Genomic DNA, 18,354 nt, shown 5'->3' on the forward strand with positions numbered 1-18,354 from the left:
ATCTCGAACGGGCCGGCGGAGCCCATGCCGCCGCCGACGCACATCGTCACCACCGCGTACTTCGCCTTGCGGCGGCGGCCTTCGATCAGCGCGTGGCCGGCGAGGCGCGCGCCCGACATGCCGTAGGGATGGCCGACCGAGATCGCGCCACCGTTGACGTTGAGCTTCTCCGGATCGATGCCGAGCTTGTCGCGGCAGTACAGCACCTGCACGGCGAAAGCCTCGTTCAGCTCCCAGACGCCGATGTCGTCGACGGTGAGGCCGTGGCGCTTGAGCAGGCGCGGCACCGCGAACACCGGGCCGATGCCCATCTCGTCCGGCTCGCAGCCGTGCGAAACCATGCCGCGGAAGATGCCGAGCGGCTTGAGGCCCTTCGCCGCCGCGGTCTTGTCGCTCATGATCACCGTGGCGGAGGCGCCGTCGGAGAGCTGGCTGGCATTGCCGGCGGTGATGGTGAAGCCCTCGCCGCGCACCGCCTTCAATCCCGCCAGACCTTCAGCGGTGGTTTCCGGCCGCGGACCTTCGTCCTGCGACAGCGTGATGTCCTTGAACGACACCTCGCCGGTCGCCTTGTCGACGACGCCCATCTTGGTCGAAATCGGTGCGATCTCGTCGTTGAACTTGCCGCCCTGCTGCGCAGCCGCGGTGCGGCGCTGGCTTTCCAGCGAGTACTCGTCCTGGCGCTCCCGCGAGATGCCGTAGCGCTTCGCCACGGTCTCGGCGGTGTCGAGCATTGCCATGTAGACGTCGCCCTTGATCGCCTGCAGCGCCGGATCGACGGCATGGAAGCTGTTCATCTTGTCGTTCTGAACCAGCGAGATCGACTCGCCGCCGCCGCCGACCGCGATTTCGACGCCGTCGAACAGCACCGAGCGGGCGGCCAGCGCGATCGCCTGCAAGCCGGAGGCGCACTGCCGGTCGATGGTGGTGCCGGCGGTGGTCACCGGCAGGCCGGCGCGCAGCAGCGCCTTGCGCGCGATGTTGCCGCCGGTGGCGCCCTGCTGCATCGCCGCGCCCATCACCACGTCTTCGACCTCCTTCGGGTCGATGCCGGCACGCTTCACCGCGTGCTCGATGGCGTGGCCGAGCAGCGTGGCGCCCTCGGTGGCATTGAGGGCGCCGCGATACGCCTTGCCGATCGGCGTGCGCGCGGTGGAAACGATGACGGCATCGGTCATGGGCAGGCTCCTGCGGTTGCTAGTGTCGATTACGATTAGGTCTTGGTTGCGGTCTGCTGATTGCGTAGTTCGTGGCGGGACAGTTTGCCCACCGTGGTGCGCGGAAGTTCGTCGCGGAATTCGACCGCGGTCGGCAATTCGTGCTTGCCGAGCTTGCCGGTGAGGAAGGTGCGCAGTTCGTCGATGCTGAACGGCTTGGCGCCGTCACGCAGCTTGACGAAGGCTTTCGCGGCCTCGCCGCGGTAATCGTCCGGAATACCGATCACGATCACTTCCTGCACCGCCGGGTGTTCGTAGATCGCCTGCTCGATCATCTGCGGATAGACGTTGAAGCCGCCGGAGATGATCATATCCTTCTTGCGATCGACCAGGAAGAAGTAGCCGTCCTGGTCCATATAGCCGATGTCGCCGGTGAGAAAACGGTCGCCGACGAAACTGTGAGCAGCCTCTTCCGGCCGGTTCCAGTACCCCTTGGTGACGTTCGGGCCGCGAACCCGGATCTCACCGACCTCGCCGGGCTTCAGCACCTTCGAAGTATCGTCGAGCGCCACGACATCGAGTTCGATCCCCGGCAGCATCAGGCCGATCGAGCCCGGCTTGTCCGGCCCTTCCGGCGGATGGCCGGTGCCGGGCGAGCAAGTCTCGGTCATGCCCCAGCCGCTCTTGAGCGACAGCCCGGTCTTGCGCTCGAACAACCGCGCGACTTCCACCGGCAGCGGCGCGCCGCCGGAGCCGGCTGTGACCAGCGACGACAAATCGCGTTTCTCCAGCGACGGATCGTTGGCGAGCGCGATCCACATCGTCGGCACGCCCGGGAACGAGGTCGCACGCTTCTCCTCGATGTCGCGGAAGATCGAAGCGACATCGAAGCGCTGATGCAGCGAGATCAGGTCGCCCTGGCGCAGCGTGCGAAACAGGATCACGGTGAGCGCGTAGATGTGGAACAGCGGTAGCACGCAGATCACGCGCTCGATCACGCCTTCACGCCGGTTCGGCGCCCACCAGATGCTGAAGATAGCTTCGGCAGCGGTGAGATTGCCGTGGGTCAGCATCGCGCCCTTGGGCATGCCCGTGGTGCCGCCGGTGTATTGCAGCAGCGCGATGTCGTCTGGCGTGACGGTCGGCCACGCCATCGGCTTCAGGGCGTCCTTGACGAATTCGGCGTAAGTAATCACCCGCGGATCGTCGGGCAGCGGCGCTTGCGGCGTGCCGGCCGCCCCCCAATCGTCGTCGGCGCAGACGATCAGCCGGTCGAGAAGCCCCTTCTCCAGAAACTTGGTGGCCATCGGCAGCAGCGCCGCGGAATTGGTGGTGATCAGCACCCGCGCGCCGGAATCGGTCAGCTTGTGCGACAGCGCCCGCTCGCCGTCGAGCGGCGACAGATGCACCACGCGGGCGCCGGCCTTCAGCGCGCCGAAGAAGTTGATCGGATGGTCGGGCGTGTTGCCGAGGAATAGCGCGACCGAGCAGTCGCGCCCGTATCCCGCCGCCAGCAGCGCCGCGGCCGCGGTCTCGGCCATCGCTTCGAGCTTGGTGTAGGTGATCTGCCGGTCGCGGAATTCGAGCGCGGGGCGCGCGCCGTAGTCCTTCGCCGCCTGCGCGAGCAGATCGACCAGCGTGCCGCGCGGGATCGGCACGTCCCAGCGGATTCCAGGGGGATAGAACTGTTCGCCGGGTTTGGACATGCGGGCCACTTCGCGATTGGGGGTGAACTATGAGTTCGTCATTCCGGGGCGCGGGCAGCGCGAGCCCGGAATCCATATCCCCTGGCTTCGCCGCGAGAAAAAGAGCGCCGCCACGCATTGCTCAACCGAAAAGCCAGGGTATGGATTCCGGGTCTGCGCCCCAAAGGGGCGCATCCCGGAACGACAGGTGGAGAGGCCTGTGATCACGCAGCCGCCTTGCTGGGCTGGCCGATCGACGCGAAGGTTTTGCCTTCGTCGGCGAGCTTCTTCAGCAGCGGCGCCGGCTCCAGCGACGGATCATTGGTGGCCTTGGCATACGCGCTGAGCCGGTCGGCGATGTGCTTGAGGCCGACGCTGTCTGCGTAGTGCATCGGACCGCCGCGGTAGATCGGCCAGCCGTAGCCGTAGAGCCAGACCACGTCGATGTCGCTCGGACGCGCCGCGATCTTCTCCTCCAGGATGCGGGCACCCTCGTTGATCATCGGGTACACCATCCGCTCGAGGATCTCCTCGTCGGTGATGTCGCGGCGCTTCAGGCCGAGCTTGGCGAGCGTGTCGTTGATCAGCGTCTCGACTTCCGGATCGGGCAGCGGCGAACGCGAACCCTGCTCGTACTTGTAGTAGCCCTTGCCGGTCTTCTGGCCGAAGCGGCCGGCTTCGCACAGCGCATCCGCGATCTCCGACTTGATGCCGCGGTCCTTACGCGAGCGCCAGCCGATATCGAGGCCGGCGAGATCGCCCATCGCGAACGGGCCCATCGGCATGCCGAACTTGGTGACGACGGCGTCGACCTGCTGCGGCAGCGCGCCTTCGAACAGCAGCTTCTCGGACTGCTTGGAGCGGGCCGCGAGCATGCGGTTGCCGACGAAGCCGTCGCAGACGCCAACCACGACCGGCACCTTCGCGATCTTCTTGGAGATCGACACCGCGGTGAGCAGCGCGTCCGGCGCGGTCTTGGCGCCACGCACGATCTCGCACAGCTTCATGACGTTGGCCGGCGAGAAGAAATGCATGCCGAGCACGTCCTGCGGACGCTTGGTGACGGCGGCGATGTCGTCGATGTTGAGATAGGAGGTGTTGGAGGCGAGCACCGCGCCAGGCTTGGCGTGGGCGTCGATCGCGGTGAACACTTCCTTCTTCACCGCCATCGTCTCGAACACCGCCTCGATCACCAGATCGGCGTCCTTGACGTTTTCGAGACCGACCACGCCGGTGATCAGCGCCATCCGCTTGGCCGGCGCATCCGCCGGAATGCCGCCGCGCGCTGCGGTGGCTTCCCAGTTCTTCTGCATGATGCCGAGGCCGCGCTTGAGCTGCTCCTCGCCGGTCTCGATCAGCGTCACCGGAATGCCGGCATTGGCGAACGACATCGCGATGCCACCGCCCATGGTGCCGGCGCCGATGATCGCGACGCGCGCCACAGCGCGCGGCTTGGTGCCGGCCGGCACGCCGTCGACCTTGGCGGCCTCACGCTCGGCGAAGAACGCGTAGCGCTGTGCCTTCGACTGGTCGGAGACGAGCAGCTTCATGAAGCCCTCGCGCTCCTTCTTCATGCCTTCGTCGAACGGCAGATCGATCGCCGCACCAATCGCGTCGGCACAGGCGAACGGCGCCTCGAGGCCGCGCGCCTTCTTGGTGATCGCCGCGACAGCGTTGGTGAAGATCGAACGATCGGCCTTGGCAGCGGCGAGCTTGGAGTCGTCGTCGCGCAGCCGGCGCAGCGGGCGCTTCTCGGCCAGCACCTTCTTGGCGAACGCCACCGCCCCCGCGACCAGGTCAGTGACGACCTCTTCGACCAGACCATCCTTCAGCGCTTCGGCCGCACCGATCGGATTGCCGCCGACGATCATCTGCACCGCAAGCTCCGGACCGACCGCGCGCGGCAGCCGCTGCGTTCCGCCGGCACCCGGCAACAGTCCGAGCTTGACCTCGGGGAGACCCAGCTTAGCTTCCTTCACCGCGACCCGGAAATGACAGCCGAGCGCGACTTCGAGACCGCCGCCGAGCGCGGTGCCGTGAATAGCTGCGATGGTCGGCTTCGGTGAATCTTCCAGCGCGGCGATCACTTCGGTGAGTGCCGGCGGCTGCGGCGGCTTACCGAACTCGGTGATGTCAGCGCCCGCGATGAAGGTGCGCCCCGCGCACACCAGCACGATCGCCTGCACGTCCGGATCGGCGACGGCAGCGTTGACGTTCTCCAGGATGCCGCGGCGAACAGCCGCACTCAGCGCATTGACCGGCGGACTGTCCACAGTGACGATCGCGACCTGATCCTGCGTTGCGCGTGTGACTACTTCGCTCATGCCGTTCTCCTTGGGTTTCCGTTTCTTGGTTCGTTTCGCACTGCGAAAATTAATTCCACATCTTGACATCGAGGGTTATTTTGAAGAGCGTCGATTGTCAACGACGTCCATAAAACGAAACGCGTGTAGGGATGAAGCGTCCGCCCAAGAAAACCGCCACCGACCGTAGTTTTGTCGTCGCCCTGGCGCGCGGACTGGAGGTGTTGCGTGCGTTCGGCCCCAACGACGGATTGCTCGGCAATCAGGAGCTGGCGGCACGCACCAAGCTTCCCAAGCCGACGATCTCGCGGCTGACCTACACCCTCACCAAGCTCGGCTATCTGACGCAGGTCCCACGGTTCGAGAAGTATCAACTCGCTCCGGCGGCGATGTCGCTCGGCTACGCCGCGGTGGCCAACCTCGGGTTGCGGCATTTGTCACAGCCCTTCCGCGACGAATTGATGCAGCAGACCGGCGGCGCGGTCGCGGTCGGCGCGCGCGATCGTCTCAGCATGATCTATGTCGGACAAGCGCGATCGAGCCTCACCGTCGGCGTGCAACTCGACGTCGGCTCTCGGATTCCGATCGCCACCACCGCGATGGGCCGCGCGTATTTGTGTGCACTGCCGAATGAAGAACGCGCGATTTTAATGCGTGAAATGCGCGAGTATTACGGCAGTCGCTGGCCGCGCATCAAAGACGGCATCGAGCGCTCCGAAGAAATGGTGGACAAGCGCGGCTTCGCGATCTCGGTCGGCGAGTGGCAGGACGACGTGCATGCGGCCGGCGTCGCAATGACTCTGAACGACGGCACCGGCACCTACGCATTCAACTGCGGCGCGCCGGCTTTCCGCTTTACGGAAGACCGGCTGATCAACGACATTGGACCTCGCCTCGTGGCGATGGTAAGGAAAATCGAAGCGGCGCTCGGGGGAGTAGCTGCGCCGCAACCAAGAAAATCCGATAACAAAAGAACAAAAGGAGGGAAAGTTGCGCGTGTCGTCGAGGGGATCAGGTAGCAAGTCGCTGCCTCGACCGGGCTGCTGCAAATGACGCAGGCTCAGGTTTCGTCTTCCGCGTCGCCGCTTCTTGCGGTGCGCGACGTCAGCGTCGTGTTCGGTGGCATCGTCGCCCTGAACGGCATTTCTTTCAACATGCAGAAGGGACAGATCCTCGGCTTGATCGGCCCGAACGGTGCCGGCAAGACCACGCTGTTCAACTGCCTGTCGCGGCTGTATCAGCCGAGCAAGGGTGACATTCTGCTCGAAGGCGAGAGCATTCTCACCCGGCCGCCGCATCGCATCGCCGAGATCGGCATCGGCCGCACGTTCCAGAACGTCGCGCTGTTTCCCAACATGTCGGTGGTCGACAACGTGCGCGTCGGCGCGCATTGCCGCACCAACAGCGACATCGTCTCGGATTCGCTGCGGATGCCGTGGATCCGCAGCAGCGAAAAGGCGCTCAACAAGAAAGTCGACGACATTCTCGGCTATCTCGAGCTGCGCAACGTCGCCCACACCACGGTGTCGGGCCTGCCGTTCGGCACGCAGAAGCGCGTCGAGCTGGCGCGTGCGCTCGCCGCCGAGCCGAAGATCCTGCTGCTGGACGAGCCCGCCGGCGGTCTCAACCACGAGGAAGTCTACATCCTCGGCGACCTCGTGCGCCGCATCCGCGACGATCGCGGCATCACCGTGCTGCTGGTCGAACACCACATGGGCATGGTGATGTCGACCGCCGACTACGTGGTCGCGCTCAATTTCGGACGCAAGCTCGCAGAGGGAACGCCGACCCAGGTGCAGAACGACCCGGATGTGATCAAGGCCTATCTGGGGAGCAAGGACGAACAATGACCGCGATGCTCAACGTTCGCGACCTGCGCGCCTATTACGGCCAGGTCCAAGCGCTGCACGGGCTCGAATTCGAACTGCACGAAGGCAGCCTCACCACCCTGCTCGGCGCCAACGGTGCCGGCAAGACCACCACGCTGCGGGCGATCTGCAACATGGTGCGCTCGACCGGCTCCATCCAGTTCGAGGGCAAGACCATCAACAAGAGCTCGACGGAATCCATCGTCAAGCTCGGCATCGCCCACGTTCCGCAGGGCCGCGGCACCTTCACCACGATGACCGTGGAGGAGAACCTGCAGCTCGGCGCGATGACCCGCAAGGACACCAAGGCGATCGCCTCGGACATCGAGCGGATGTACGCGCACTTCCCGGTGCTCAAGCAGCGCCACACCCAGCAGGCCGGCACGCTGTCCGGCGGCGAACAGCAGATGCTCGCGGTCGCCCGCGCCCTGATGCTTCGGCCGCGGCTGATGCTGCTCGACGAACCCTCGTTCGGCCTCGCTCCGCTGATCGTGCGGGATCTGTTCAAGATCCTCGGCAAGATCAACCGCGAGGACAAGGTCACCATTCTGGTGGTCGAACAGAACGCCCAGCTCGCGCTCGAACTCGCCGACAAGGCGTATGTGATCGAGACCGGGCGGATCGTGATGTCGGGGAACGCGACGGAAATCGCCAACAACGAAGACGTCCGCAAATCGTATCTGGGTTACTGAGGAGACCGGCCGTGGATCTGTTTCTGAACCAAATCCTGGCTGGCATCGCCACCGGAGCGATCTATGCCTGCATGGCGCTCGCCGTGGTGATGATCTACCAGGCGATCGACCACCTGAACTTCGCCCAGGGCGAAATGGCGATGTTTTCGACCTTCGTCGCCTGGCAATTGATGCAATGGGGCGTGCCCTATTGGGGCGCCTTCGTGCTGACGCTGGCGTTTTCGTTCGCCGGCGGTGTCATCATCGAACGCGTGCTGTTCAAGCCGCTCGGCAATGCGCCGGTGCTGACCCACGTCGCGGGCTTCATCGCCCTGTTCGCGATCATCAACTCCGTCGCGGGCCTGACCTGGGACTTCACCATCAAGCAGTTCCCGTCGCCGTTCGGCTCCTCGCCATTCCTCGGCAGCCAACTGATCTCGACCCATCAGGCCGGGATGATCGGCGTCACCATCGTGCTGCTGATCCTGCTGTTCCTGTTCTTCCAGTACACCAGGATCGGTTTGGCCATGCGGGCTGCGGCGTCTCAGCCTGAATCGGCCCGGCTGGTCGGCATCAACACCTCGTGGATGATCGCACTCGGCTGGGGCATGGCGGCCGCGATCGGCTCGATCGCCGGCATGCTGATCGCGCCGGTAGTGTTCCTCGAGCCCAACATGATGGGCGGCGTGCTGATCTACGGCTTCGCCGCGGCGGTGCTCGGCGGTCTGTCCAGCCCGTTCGGTGCGGTTGTCGGCGGCTTCCTGGTCGGCGTGTTCGAGAATCTCGCCGGCACCTACATCCCGGGTGTCGGTAACGAGCTCAAACTGCCGATCGCGCTGGCGCTGATCGTCACCGTTCTCGTCGTGAAACCCACTGGCCTGTTCGGCCGCACCATCGTCAAGCGAGTCTGAACATGAGTGCACTCCAGGAAGTCGTCAACGACACCCAACCGGTCGAGACCACGCCGAAGAAGTACATGGCGCTCGGCACCACGGCCTCGGTCGTGGTGGTGCTGCTGCTCTGTCTTGCCCCGTTGATCGCCAAGAACTTCGTCATTTTCCAGATGACGATGGTTCTGATCTACGCCATCGCCGTGCTGGCGTTGAACATTCTGACCGGCGGCTCCGGACAGTTCTCGCTCGGCCAGAGCGCGTTCTACGCCGTCGGCGCCTACAGCTCGGCGATCCTGATGGAGAACTTCGGCGTCAACTACGCGTTGACGCTGCCGATCTCCGGCGCGATCTGCTTCCTCTGCGGCTATCTGTTCGGCCTGCCGGCGCTGCGATTGAGCGGCATCTATCTGGCGCTCGCGACCTTCGCGCTCGCCACCGCGATGCCGCAGCTGCTCAAGCTGCACTACTTCGAGCACTGGACCGGCGGCGTTCAGGGGTTGGTCATCACCAAGCCCGACGCGCCGTTCGGCCTTCCGATGTCGCAGGACATGTGGCTGTACTACTTCGTGCTGGTGGTCTCGATGGTGATCTACGTCGCCTCGGTCAACCTGCTGAAGTCGCGCTCGGGCCGGGCGATGATGGCGATCCGCGACAACGAAATCGCCGCTTCGGCGATGGGCGTCGACGTGGCTCGCTACAAGACGCTGGCGTTCGGCGTCAGCGCCGGCATCACCGGCGTCGCCGGCGGTCTCGGCGCCATCGCGGTGCAGTTCGTCGCGCCGGACAGCTACACGATCCAGCTCGCGATCGCGCTGTTCCTCGGCATGGTGGTCGGCGGCGTCGGCTGGCTGCCGGGCTCGATCGTCGGTGCGGCGTTCATCGTGTTCGTGCCGAACATCGCCGAGGAGTTCTCCAAGGGCCTCTCCGGCGCAGTGTTCGGCGTGATCCTGGTGCTGATCATCTTCCTGCTGCCGCACGGCTCGCGGCAGATCGCCTATACGGTGCAGAACTGGGTGCACAAACTCGGCCGGCGGGGATAACCCGCCCGCACCGCTCCACTCCGGCCCCTCGCGACCCGCTCGCGAGGGGCTTTTTCTTTGGCCGCCGCTGCGTTCCGTGTCGCCCCACCTCCGCCCTGCCGGTGGGGCGATTGCCCGATCGGAGGGTGTCGCGCCCAGCCGCGCGGGCGTATGCAGAAGACCAATCAGGCGAGCGTCAGCGCGCGCCCCCACAACCCGATAGAACCATGCCCTCCATTGTGTTTCGCCGATCGCGCCGAGATGCGTTGCTGACCCTGTCCGCCGCGGCCCTCACCCTCGCCTCGCCGGCGCTCGCAGAGGGCGTCGTTTCGGAGCGCGCCGACCGCGTCATCCGGATCGGCAATCTGATGCCGTATTCCGGGCCGGCCTCGGCCTATTCGATCGTCGGCCGGATCGAGCAGGCCTATTTCAAGATGATCAACGACCAGGGCGGCATCAACGGCCGCCGGGTCGAATTCATCTCCTATGACGACGCCTACAATCCGGCTAAGGCCGTCGAGCAGGTGCGCAAGCTGGTCGAGCGCGACCAGGTGCTGCTGGTGTTCAGCGCAATGGGCACGCCGACCAACGCCGCGATCCAGAAATATCTCAATCTCAAGCAGGTGCCGCAATTGTTCGCCGCCAGCGGCGCCACCCGGTTCGGCGATCCGCAGGCGTTCCCCTGGACGATGGGCTGGCAGCCGCCCTACCAGAGCGAGGGCCGGGTCTACGCCAAATTTATCCTCGCCACCCGGCCGCAGGGCCGAATCGCGGTGCTGTATCAGAACGACGATCTCGGCCGCGATCTGCTGAAGGGCCTCAAGGACGGGCTCGGCGACAAAGCCGCGATGATCGCCCTCGAAGAGAGCTACGAAGTCGCCGAGCCTTCCGCCGACAACCACATCGCACGCCTGAAGGCGTCCGGAGCCGACGTGTTCGTCTCGATCACGACGCCGAAATTCGCCGCCCAGAGCATCAAGGCGGCCGCCGCGCTGGACTGGCACCCGCTCTACGTACAGGCGCTGGTTGCGGCCTCGATCGCCGCGGTGCTGCGGCCCGCGGGACTCGACGCTTCGCAGGGGCTGGTCTCGGCCGCCTACAACAAGGACGCGTCCGATCCGCAGTGGCGCGACGATGCAGGCATGCAGCGGTTCCACGCTTTCCTCGACGGCTACGCGCCCGACGTCGACCGCGGCGACAATTCGGTGGCCTACGGCTACGGCGCCGCGCAATGCCTGGTCGAAGTGCTGCGCCGCGCCGGCGACGATCTCAGCCGCGCCAACATCATGAAGCAGGCCGCGAGCCTCCAAGGCTACGCACCCGATACGCTGCTTCCCGGCATCACCGTGAACACCGCAGCGGACGACTTCCATCCGATCGAACAGCTTCGCATGATGCGTTTCTCCGGCGACCATTGGGAGCTTTTCGGCCCGGTCATCGACGGCAAGCTGCGCGACTAGCTCCGCATCATCGAGGCCGCCGGCCAATTCCATTTTACGGGATACAGACGCCGGCGCCGTGGCGATTTTCCTCGCCACGGCTTTTAGTTGCTGCACCCGCGAGAAACGTGTTCAATCGGCCTCGGACCTCGACGTCCGCACAAGAAAAATGAAAATCCCCAAGGAGCCTATTGATGCCCACCTTCCGTTCGGGCGCACTCGCCGCTTCGGCTGCAGTCGCCGTCAGTTTCGCCGCGTTCACCGGCACCGCCTTCGCCCAAAAGAAATACGACACCGGCGCCTCCGACACCGAGATCAAGATCGGCAACATCATGCCGTACTCGGGTCCCGCCTCCGCCTACGGCGCCATCGGCAAGACCGAGGAAGCCTATTTCCGGATGATCAACGATCAGGGCGGGATCAACGGCCGCAAGATCAACTTCATCAGCTACGACGACGCCTACTCGCCGCCGAAGGCCGTCGAACAGGCGCGCAAGCTGGTCGAGAGCGACGAAGTGCTGGCGGTTTTCAATCCGCTCGGAACGCCGTCCAACACCGCGATCCAGAAGTATCTCAACGCCAAGAAGGTGCCGCAACTGTTCGTCGCCACCGGCGCCAGCAAGTGGAACGATCCGAAGCACTTCCCGTGGACGATCGGCTGGCAGCCGTCGTACCAGAGCGAAGCTCAGATCTACGTCAAGTACATCCTGAAGGAGAAGCCGAACGCCAAGGTGGCGATCCTGTATCAGAACGACGACTTCGGGAAGGACTACCTCAAGGGCACGCTCGACGGTTTCGGCGACAAGGCCAAGTCGATGGTGATCGCCGAGGAGGCTTACGAGATCTCCGAGCCGTCGATCGACGGCCACATCGTCAAGCTGAAGGCGCTCGATCCCGACGTTCTGCTGATCTACACCACGCCGAAATTCGGCGCGCAGACCATCCGCAAGACCGCCGAGCTCGGCTGGAAGCCGATGCAGATCCTGACCAACGTCTCCGCCTCGGTCGGCAGCGTGATGAAGCCTGCCGGCTTCGACAACTCGCAAGGCGTGCTGTCGGCCGCCTACGCCAAAGACCCGACCGACCCGCAGTGGGACAACGATCCGAAGTTCAAGAACTGGCACGCATTCGTCGACAAGTACATGCCGGGCGCCAGCAAGTCCGACAGCAACCTCGTCTACGGCTACGGCGCTGCCGCCACGCTGGTCGAAGTGCTGAAACGTTGCGGTGACGATCTGACCCGCGCCAATGTGATGAAGCAAGCTGCGAGCCTGAAGGACTTCGAGCCCGATACGCTGCTGCCGGGCATCAAGATCAATACCTCGCCGACCGACTTCGCCCCGATCAGCCAGCTGCAGATGATGCGGTTCAAGGGGGAACGCTGGGACCTGTTCGGCGACATCATCTCGGCCGACACCACCGCGGCAGACTGACCGCCGGCCGCAACCGCCATCTTCCCGTTCGACCGAGCCCCCGGCAAGCAATTGCCGGGGGCTTTGCTTTGTCGCCGCACGCGAATCGCGCCACCGCCCCCCCGCCAGCCGAATACGACGGACCTCGAGGGGCCGATACCGCACCGACCACAACATCAAGCACAACCGCGACGAGCGGGTGCAACGCACCAAGACTAATCACGACAGCACTTCAAGTAGTTCTACCAGGATGATTAGTTCGCAACTGGTTACTTCGCATTGCAACAACACGATTGAGCTAACGCAATCACCGAACGCTGCTTGATGGCAGCGCCCGGAAGGTGTTCAATATCGGCAATGGGCCGACAAGAGCCCACATTCGACACAACAATCACAAATCCAAGAAAAGGGAGTCAAAGATGCTTTCACTCCGTTCGCACGCGGCTGCGCTTTCCGCGGCACTTCTCGTCAGCTTCGCAGCCTCGAGCGGCGCACTCGCGCAGAAGAAGTACGATCCCGGCGTCAGTGATACCGAAATCAAAATCGGCAACATCATGCCCTACAGCGGACCCGCTTCCGCCTACGGCGTGATCGGCCGCACCGAAGCCGCCTACTTCAAGATGATCAACGACAAGGGCGGCATCAACGGCCGCAAGATCAATTTCATCAGCTACGACGACGCCTATTCACCCCCGAAGACGGTGGAGCAGGCGCGCAAGCTGGTCGAGAGCGACGACGTCCTGCTGATCTTCAACTCGCTCGGCACCCCGCCGAACTCGGCGATCCACAAATACATGAACAGCAAGAAGGTGCCGCAACTGTTCGTCGCCACCGGCGCCAGCAAGTGGAACGACCCCAAAAACTACCCCTGGACGATGGGGTGGCAGCCGAACTACCAGAGCGAGACTCAAATTTACGCCAAGTACATCATCCAGAATATGCCGAACGCCAAGATCGCCGTGCTGTATCAGAACGACGATTACGGCAAGGACTATCTGAAGGGCTTCGAGGACGGCCTCGGTCCCAAGCACGCCTCGATGATCGTGATGAAGGAGAGCTACGAGGTCGCCGAGCCGACGATCGACAACCACATCGTCAAGTTGAAGTCGACCGGTGCCGACGTCTTCATCAACATCACCACGCCGAAATTCGCCGCCCAGGCGATCAAGAAGCTGGCGGAGATCGGCTGGAAACCGACGCACTTCCTCAATAACGTGTCGGCTTCGGTCGGCAGCGTGATCAGGCCGGCCGGCTACGACAACGCGCAAGGCATCATCTCTGCCGCCTATCTGAAGGACGTCTCCGACGATCAATGGAAGAACGACCCCGGCATGAAGGAGTTCATCGCCTTCATGGACAAGGAGTTCCCGGAGGGCAACAAGCTCGATGGCGGCACCGTGGTCGGCTACGGCGTCGCCCAGACGCTGGTGGAAGTGCTGAAGAAGTGCGGCGACAATCTCACCCGCGCCAATGTGATGCAGCAGGCCGCCAGCCTGAAGGACTTCCGTACCGAAGTTCTGCTGCCGGGCGTCAAGATCAACACCTCGCCGACCGACTTTGCACCGATCAGCCAGTTGCAGTTGCAGCGCTTCAAGGGCGAGAAGTGGGAGCTGTTCGGCGACGTGATCAGCGCCGACGTCGGCGGCTGAGCCGTCGTACACTGAGCTTCACGCTGAAGCCCCGGGCGTGATCGCCCGGGGCTTCGTCGTCTTATCCTCCGATGATCGATCGATGGCCGGCGCCAGCGATCACGCCGCGGCGGCCAGATTGACGGCGCTTTCGGCCAGCTTGGTCAGACTCTGGTCGGTGGTCTTTTCCTGCTGCAGGGTCTGGTCGATCAGCTTGGCCGCATCCTTCATGCCGAGCTGGATCGCCCATTGCTTCAGCGTGCCGTAACGGGAGATCTCGTAGTGCTCGACCGCCTGGGCGGCGGCGAGCAGACCGGCATCGAGCGCCTCGGTGCCCTTGTATTCCTCCATGATCTCCTTGCCCTCGTCGATGATGCCGAGGATCGCGTCGCAGGTCTTGCCGCGGGCCGGCTTCTCCAGCAGTTCGAACACCTGCTCCAGCCGCTCGATCTGACCTTCGGTCTCGTCGCGATGCTTCTCGAACGCCGCGCGCAGTTTGTCCGAGGTGGCCGCCTTCGCCATCTTCGGCAGCGCCTTGAGGATCTGCTTCTCGGCGAAATAGACGTCCTTCAAAGTATCGAGGAACAGGTCGTTGAGGTCCTTGTCCTTGGTCCCAGCCATATCCGTACTCTCCATGCCATCGCGAGTGAGGAGGCTTCCTCTCCCGCCCAACGCGAGCTTCGGTCGATCGTTCCTGCGGCACCGCTGTCATCCAACTGTCAAATCGCTGCGGCACAGTCGTCGTCCTGCTGCGAGGTGCGCATGATTTCCGAAACGTCCGGTCCAACGACCGCAACGGCCGCGGCCGGACACAGCTTGCAGAGCCTCCGGGCTAGCGCGATGTCCGTTCCCCTGCCCCGCAACCGAGCGATCACCGACCGCTTCGGCGACACGCCCCAATCGCTGGCCGACGGCGCATCAGGATCACGAATGCCGGTGCCCGGTCTGGTCTGGGCGTTCCGGATCGATGCCGCTGGCGTGGCGCAGCCGTTGCCGCACGAGGCTCCGTTCAGCTTCGAGCACGACGGCTGGTATTGGCTGCATTTCAATCTGGCCGACTCGCGCGCCCAGCTCTGGCTGTCGGAACTCGTGTTGCCGCCGCCGGCGCGGGCGCTGCTGCAATCGAAAGACACGTATCAGCAGCTCCACAGCGTCGACGGCTGCGTCTACGGCGTGATCGCCGACCTGATGCGCGACATCGCTGACGCCACCGAGGACACCGGGTTCCTGCGCTTCGTGATGACCGAACGGCTGCTGATCACCGGCCGCTACCAGGCGCTGTGCGCGGTGGACACCGCGCGGCGGGCGTTGGAACGCGGCCTCCGCGTCGATCATTGCGCGGCATTGTTCGAGGTGATCGTTCACAACGTCGCCGACGCGATGGAGAGCATCACCGACAATGTCGCCGAAACGCTGGATCGGATCGAAGACAAGCTCCTGTCCGAGGACACCGACGATCTGCGCCAGGGGCTCGGCCGGCTGCGCCGCACTTGCGTGCGACTGCATCGGCATCTGTCCGGCCTGCGCGTCGTGCTGCACCGGTTCGATCGCGACCGCGGCGACGACCTGCCGCCGTCGCTGCGGCCCCACGCCGGCAAGCTGGCGCAGCGGCTCGATGGGCTCGACCGCACCGTGACCGAAATGCGCGAACGCAGCCGGCTGCTGCAGGAAGAACTGCACCTGCAGATCGAAGAGCAGGGCAACAACAGCCTGCGGGTGTTGTCGGTGCTCACCGCGCTGCTGTTGCCGCCCACCCTCGTCACCGGCATGTTCGGGATGAACCTGCACGGCCTGCCGTTCTCCGAAGACGGCGGCGGCTTCGCCTGGGCGATCCTGATCATGCTGCTGTCGTCGTTCATCGCCTATGTGGTGATGAAGCGCTTCGGCCTGATCAGGTAGTTCCGGTGTATCTCCTCTCCCACTCCCCGCCGCGCCTTGCGGCGCTCCGCCGGCCTGCCCGGGGCATGGCTGTGGCTCGATGGCTACGCCGCCGCGAAATCAGCCGGCGTGCCCAATCCATGACGCCGGCGCTCCGATCGGTGTGATACGGGACGCGGCATTGAAGATCAGGATCATCCAACGCGTGCGACACTCTCTGCTCGTTCCGGTCCTCGCGGCCGCCTCGGTCTGCACCGTCCCTGCCGCCGCGGCCGATCTGCCGCGCAAGGTGCCGGACGCCCCGCGCGCGGTGTTCGACTGGAGCGGCTTCTATATCGGCGCGCATGTCAGCGCGGTCGCCGGCCGTTCGGACTGGAGCGCGGCGCCGGCCGGCGGCAGTGGGTCGATCGACCTGTTCGATGCGTTTCAGCTATTCAAAGGCACCGGCAGCTACGTGATCGGGCTGCAGGCCGGTTACAACTGGATGCTGCCGTCGCGCTGGTTGATCGGCATCGAGGCCGACCTCAATTCACCGAACACCATCGGCGGCAACACCGGCAACACGCTGCCGTCGGGCACGGTCGGCGGCCACGACCATCAGGCGCTGCTCGGCGGCACGGTGCGCGGCCGGCTCGGCTACGCGCTCGACGGCTGGCTGCCTTACGTCACCGCCGGCTTCGCCTGGAGCTACGACCGGCTGCGCTGGCCGACTGATCCTGCTTTGGCGCAGCAGCAGACTGCGCTGCTGTGGCGACTGGGCTGGGCCGCCGGTGCCGGCGTCGACGTGCCGCTGTCGCCGGCCTGGAGTGCCCGCGCCGAATATCTGGCGACCGGCTTCGGCAACGGCACCGTCAGCTTCCCGATCGCCGGCGAGCGCGTCACCTCCGACGTGCTGACCCATGCGTTTCGGCTCGGCCTCAACTACCGGCTCGGCGACGACCTCGCCAAGTCCGACGTGTTCACCAAGGGGATCGACGCGCTGGAGCTGGAACGGTTCGCGGTACACGGCCAGAGCACTTTCACCTGGCAATACGCCCCGGGTTTCCGCTCGCCTTATCTCGGCGCCAACAGCCTGAAGCCCAACCAGGCGCGGCAGACCTTCGATGCCACGCTCTATGTCGGCGCCAGGCTGTGGGACGGCGCCGAATTCTGGATCAACCCGGAAATCAACCAGGGCTTCGGCCTCAGCGGCACCTTCGGCATCGCGGCGTTCCCGAGTGCGGAGTCGTACAAGGTCGGCGCCGACTATCCGTATGCGCGGGTGCCGCGCTACTTCGTCCGGCAGACGCTGGACCTCGGCGGCGCGGTCGAAACCGTGCAGGGCGGGCCCAACCAGTTCGCCGGCAAGCAGAGCGCCGACCGGATCGTGATCACCGCCGGTAAGTTCTCGGTCGCCGACATCTTCGACGTCAACAAATATGCCCACGACCCGCGCGTCGACTTCCTCAACTGGGGCCTCGCCGACGCGCTGACCTTCGACTACGCAGCCGATGCCTGGGCCTTCACCTACGGCGCCGCCGCGGAGTGGTACACCGGGGCTTGGACGGTGCGCGCCGGCGTGTTCGATCTGCCGGTGACGCCCAACAACACCGACCTCGACCCGGCCTTCGGCCAGTTCCAGCTCGTCGGCGAGATCGAACACCGCCACGAATTGTGGGGGCTTCCCGGCAAACTGTTGGTCACCGGCTTCCTCAACCGCGCCCGGCTCGGCAACTTCACCGATGCGGTGCGTGCAGCGCAACTGACCGGCGCGACGCCGAACATCGCCGACGTGCGCCGCTACACCTCGAAGACCGGCCTGTCCGCAAGCCTCGAGCAGCAGCTCACCGCCGATATCGGGATGTTCGCCCGCGCCGGCTTCAACAACCCGAATCTCGAAACCAACGCCTTCACCGATTCCGATCGCACGGTGTCGGCTGGCCTGTCGCTGTCGGGACGGATGTGGGGCCGCGCCGACGACACCATCGGCATCGGCGGCCTGCTCAACCACATCTCTGCGTCGCGGATCGCCTATCTCGACGCCGGCGGCCTGACCGCGATTATCGGCGACGGCCGGCTGCCCAATCCGGGCGACGAGAAGGTGATCGAAGCCTATTACAGCCTGCCGCTGTATTCCTGGCGGCTGACCGCGGACTATCAGTTCATCGCCAACCCGGCCTTCAACCGCGACCGTGGCCCGGTCCACCTGATCGCGACGCGGCTGCGCACGCAGTTCTAGCTACAGGCATGAGATTCCGTCATGGCCGGGCTCGTCCCGGCCATCCACGTCTTTCATGCGGTCATGTCTCGCAAAGACGTGGATGCCCGGCACAAGGCCGGGCATGACGGAGGCTATGCACGAGATCCACGAACGTTCTCTCCGCGTCATTGCGAGCCGAAGGCGAAGCAATCCAGAAGCCCA

The 18,354-nt window shown here is 64.7% G+C and carries 14 protein-coding genes; 10 read left to right on the top strand and 4 right to left on the bottom strand.

The annotated features are described in order from the left end of the window. The 3 genes from DY468_RS10540 to DY468_RS10550 all read right to left on the bottom strand — a co-directional run. The coding region (locus tag DY468_RS10540; RefSeq protein ID WP_164604765.1) for an acetyl-CoA C-acyltransferase at positions 1 to 1,178 on the bottom strand (1,178 nt) is incomplete at its 3' end. 35 nt (positions 1,179 to 1,213) lie between these two features. Further along, positions 1,214 to 2,863: a dicarboxylate--CoA ligase PimA gene (pimA, locus tag DY468_RS10545; protein WP_164604766.1), complete on the bottom strand. Its 1,650-nt coding sequence runs from the start codon at positions 2,861 to 2,863 to the stop codon at positions 1,214 to 1,216. Between the two features lie 203 nt (positions 2,864 to 3,066). Then, complete coding sequence (locus DY468_RS10550) at positions 3,067 to 5,166, bottom strand: 3-hydroxyacyl-CoA dehydrogenase NAD-binding domain-containing protein (protein WP_164604767.1); 2,100 nt, start codon at positions 5,164 to 5,166, stop codon at positions 3,067 to 3,069. A 131-nt stretch (positions 5,167 to 5,297) separates the two neighbouring features. Between DY468_RS10550 and DY468_RS10555 the strand changes: the two genes are divergently transcribed. The 8 genes from DY468_RS10555 (at position 5,298) to DY468_RS10590 (ending at position 14,096) form a co-directional block, all read left to right on the top strand. Then, on the top strand, positions 5,298 to 6,164 hold the full coding sequence (locus tag DY468_RS10555; RefSeq protein ID WP_164604768.1) for an IclR family transcriptional regulator: 867 nt from the start codon (positions 5,298 to 5,300) through the stop codon (positions 6,162 to 6,164). A gap of 30 nt (positions 6,165 to 6,194) precedes the next feature. Next, entirely contained in the window at positions 6,195 to 6,995 is an 801-nt protein-coding gene (locus DY468_RS10560; protein WP_164604769.1) for an ABC transporter ATP-binding protein, read from the top strand. Then, positions 6,992 to 7,705, top strand: coding sequence for an ABC transporter ATP-binding protein (locus DY468_RS10565; protein WP_164604770.1), 714 nt, complete (start codon positions 6,992 to 6,994; stop codon positions 7,703 to 7,705). The genes DY468_RS10560 and DY468_RS10565 overlap by 4 nt, the downstream gene beginning before the upstream one ends. An 11-nt stretch (positions 7,706 to 7,716) precedes the next feature. Next, a complete protein-coding gene (locus tag DY468_RS10570) occupies positions 7,717 to 8,595 on the top strand; it encodes a branched-chain amino acid ABC transporter permease (RefSeq protein WP_164604771.1) in 879 nt (292 codons plus the stop codon). A gap of 2 nt (positions 8,596 to 8,597) precedes the next feature. Then, a complete protein-coding gene (locus DY468_RS10575) occupies positions 8,598 to 9,617 on the top strand; it encodes a branched-chain amino acid ABC transporter permease (RefSeq protein WP_164604772.1) in 1,020 nt (339 codons plus the stop codon). A gap of 206 nt (positions 9,618 to 9,823) precedes the next feature. Next, complete coding sequence (locus tag DY468_RS10580) at positions 9,824 to 11,056, top strand: ABC transporter substrate-binding protein (RefSeq protein WP_164604773.1); 1,233 nt, start codon at positions 9,824 to 9,826, stop codon at positions 11,054 to 11,056. A gap of 173 nt (positions 11,057 to 11,229) precedes the next feature. Beyond that, a complete protein-coding gene (locus tag DY468_RS10585) occupies positions 11,230 to 12,468 on the top strand; it encodes an ABC transporter substrate-binding protein (RefSeq protein ID WP_164604774.1) in 1,239 nt (412 codons plus the stop codon). A 398-nt stretch (positions 12,469 to 12,866) separates the two neighbouring features. Continuing rightward, entirely contained in the window at positions 12,867 to 14,096 is a 1,230-nt protein-coding gene (locus tag DY468_RS10590; protein ID WP_164604775.1) for an ABC transporter substrate-binding protein, read from the top strand. A 99-nt stretch (positions 14,097 to 14,195) separates the two neighbouring features. Here DY468_RS10590 and DY468_RS10595 read toward each other — a convergent pair whose 3' ends face one another. Further along, positions 14,196 to 14,696, bottom strand: coding sequence for a YciE/YciF ferroxidase family protein (locus DY468_RS10595; protein WP_164604776.1), 501 nt, complete (start codon positions 14,694 to 14,696; stop codon positions 14,196 to 14,198). 309 nt (positions 14,697 to 15,005) lie between these two features. Between DY468_RS10595 and DY468_RS10600 the strand changes: the two genes are divergently transcribed. Beyond that, positions 15,006 to 15,974, top strand: coding sequence for a transporter (locus DY468_RS10600; RefSeq protein ID WP_246700945.1), 969 nt, complete (start codon positions 15,006 to 15,008; stop codon positions 15,972 to 15,974). A 79-nt stretch (positions 15,975 to 16,053) separates the two neighbouring features. Continuing rightward, positions 16,054 to 18,171 carry a carbohydrate porin gene (locus tag DY468_RS10605; RefSeq protein ID WP_246700943.1) on the top strand — a complete coding sequence of 706 codons (2,118 nt, stop codon included), beginning with the start codon at positions 16,054 to 16,056 and terminating at the stop codon, positions 18,169 to 18,171. Positions 18,172 to 18,354 lie beyond the last annotated feature (183 nt).

Origin of the sequence: Rhodopseudomonas sp. BR0M22 (genome assembly GCF_010907035.1) — a bacterium.
GTDB lineage: Bacteria > Pseudomonadota > Alphaproteobacteria > Rhizobiales > Xanthobacteraceae > Rhodopseudomonas.

Coding starts and splice junctions, on each gene's coding strand:
- DY468_RS10605 (WP_246700943.1), top strand. CDS start 16,054: ATGGCTACGCCGCCGCGAAATCAGCCGGCGTGCCCAATCCATGACGCC.
- pimA (WP_164604766.1), bottom strand. CDS start 2,863: ATGTCCAAACCCGGCGAACAGTTCTATCCCCCTGGAATCCGCTGGGAC.
- DY468_RS10560 (WP_164604769.1), top strand. CDS start 6,195: ATGACGCAGGCTCAGGTTTCGTCTTCCGCGTCGCCGCTTCTTGCGGTG.
- DY468_RS10590 (WP_164604775.1), top strand. CDS start 12,867: ATGCTTTCACTCCGTTCGCACGCGGCTGCGCTTTCCGCGGCACTTCTC.
- DY468_RS10585 (WP_164604774.1), top strand. CDS start 11,230: ATGCCCACCTTCCGTTCGGGCGCACTCGCCGCTTCGGCTGCAGTCGCC.
- DY468_RS10580 (WP_164604773.1), top strand. CDS start 9,824: ATGCCCTCCATTGTGTTTCGCCGATCGCGCCGAGATGCGTTGCTGACC.
- DY468_RS10555 (WP_164604768.1), top strand. CDS start 5,298: ATGAAGCGTCCGCCCAAGAAAACCGCCACCGACCGTAGTTTTGTCGTC.
- DY468_RS10600 (WP_246700945.1), top strand. CDS start 15,006: ATGCCGGTGCCCGGTCTGGTCTGGGCGTTCCGGATCGATGCCGCTGGC.
- DY468_RS10565 (WP_164604770.1), top strand. CDS start 6,992: ATGACCGCGATGCTCAACGTTCGCGACCTGCGCGCCTATTACGGCCAG.
- DY468_RS10595 (WP_164604776.1), bottom strand. CDS start 14,696: ATGGCTGGGACCAAGGACAAGGACCTCAACGACCTGTTCCTCGATACT.
- DY468_RS10575 (WP_164604772.1), top strand. CDS start 8,598: ATGAGTGCACTCCAGGAAGTCGTCAACGACACCCAACCGGTCGAGACC.
- DY468_RS10550 (WP_164604767.1), bottom strand. CDS start 5,166: ATGAGCGAAGTAGTCACACGCGCAACGCAGGATCAGGTCGCGATCGTC.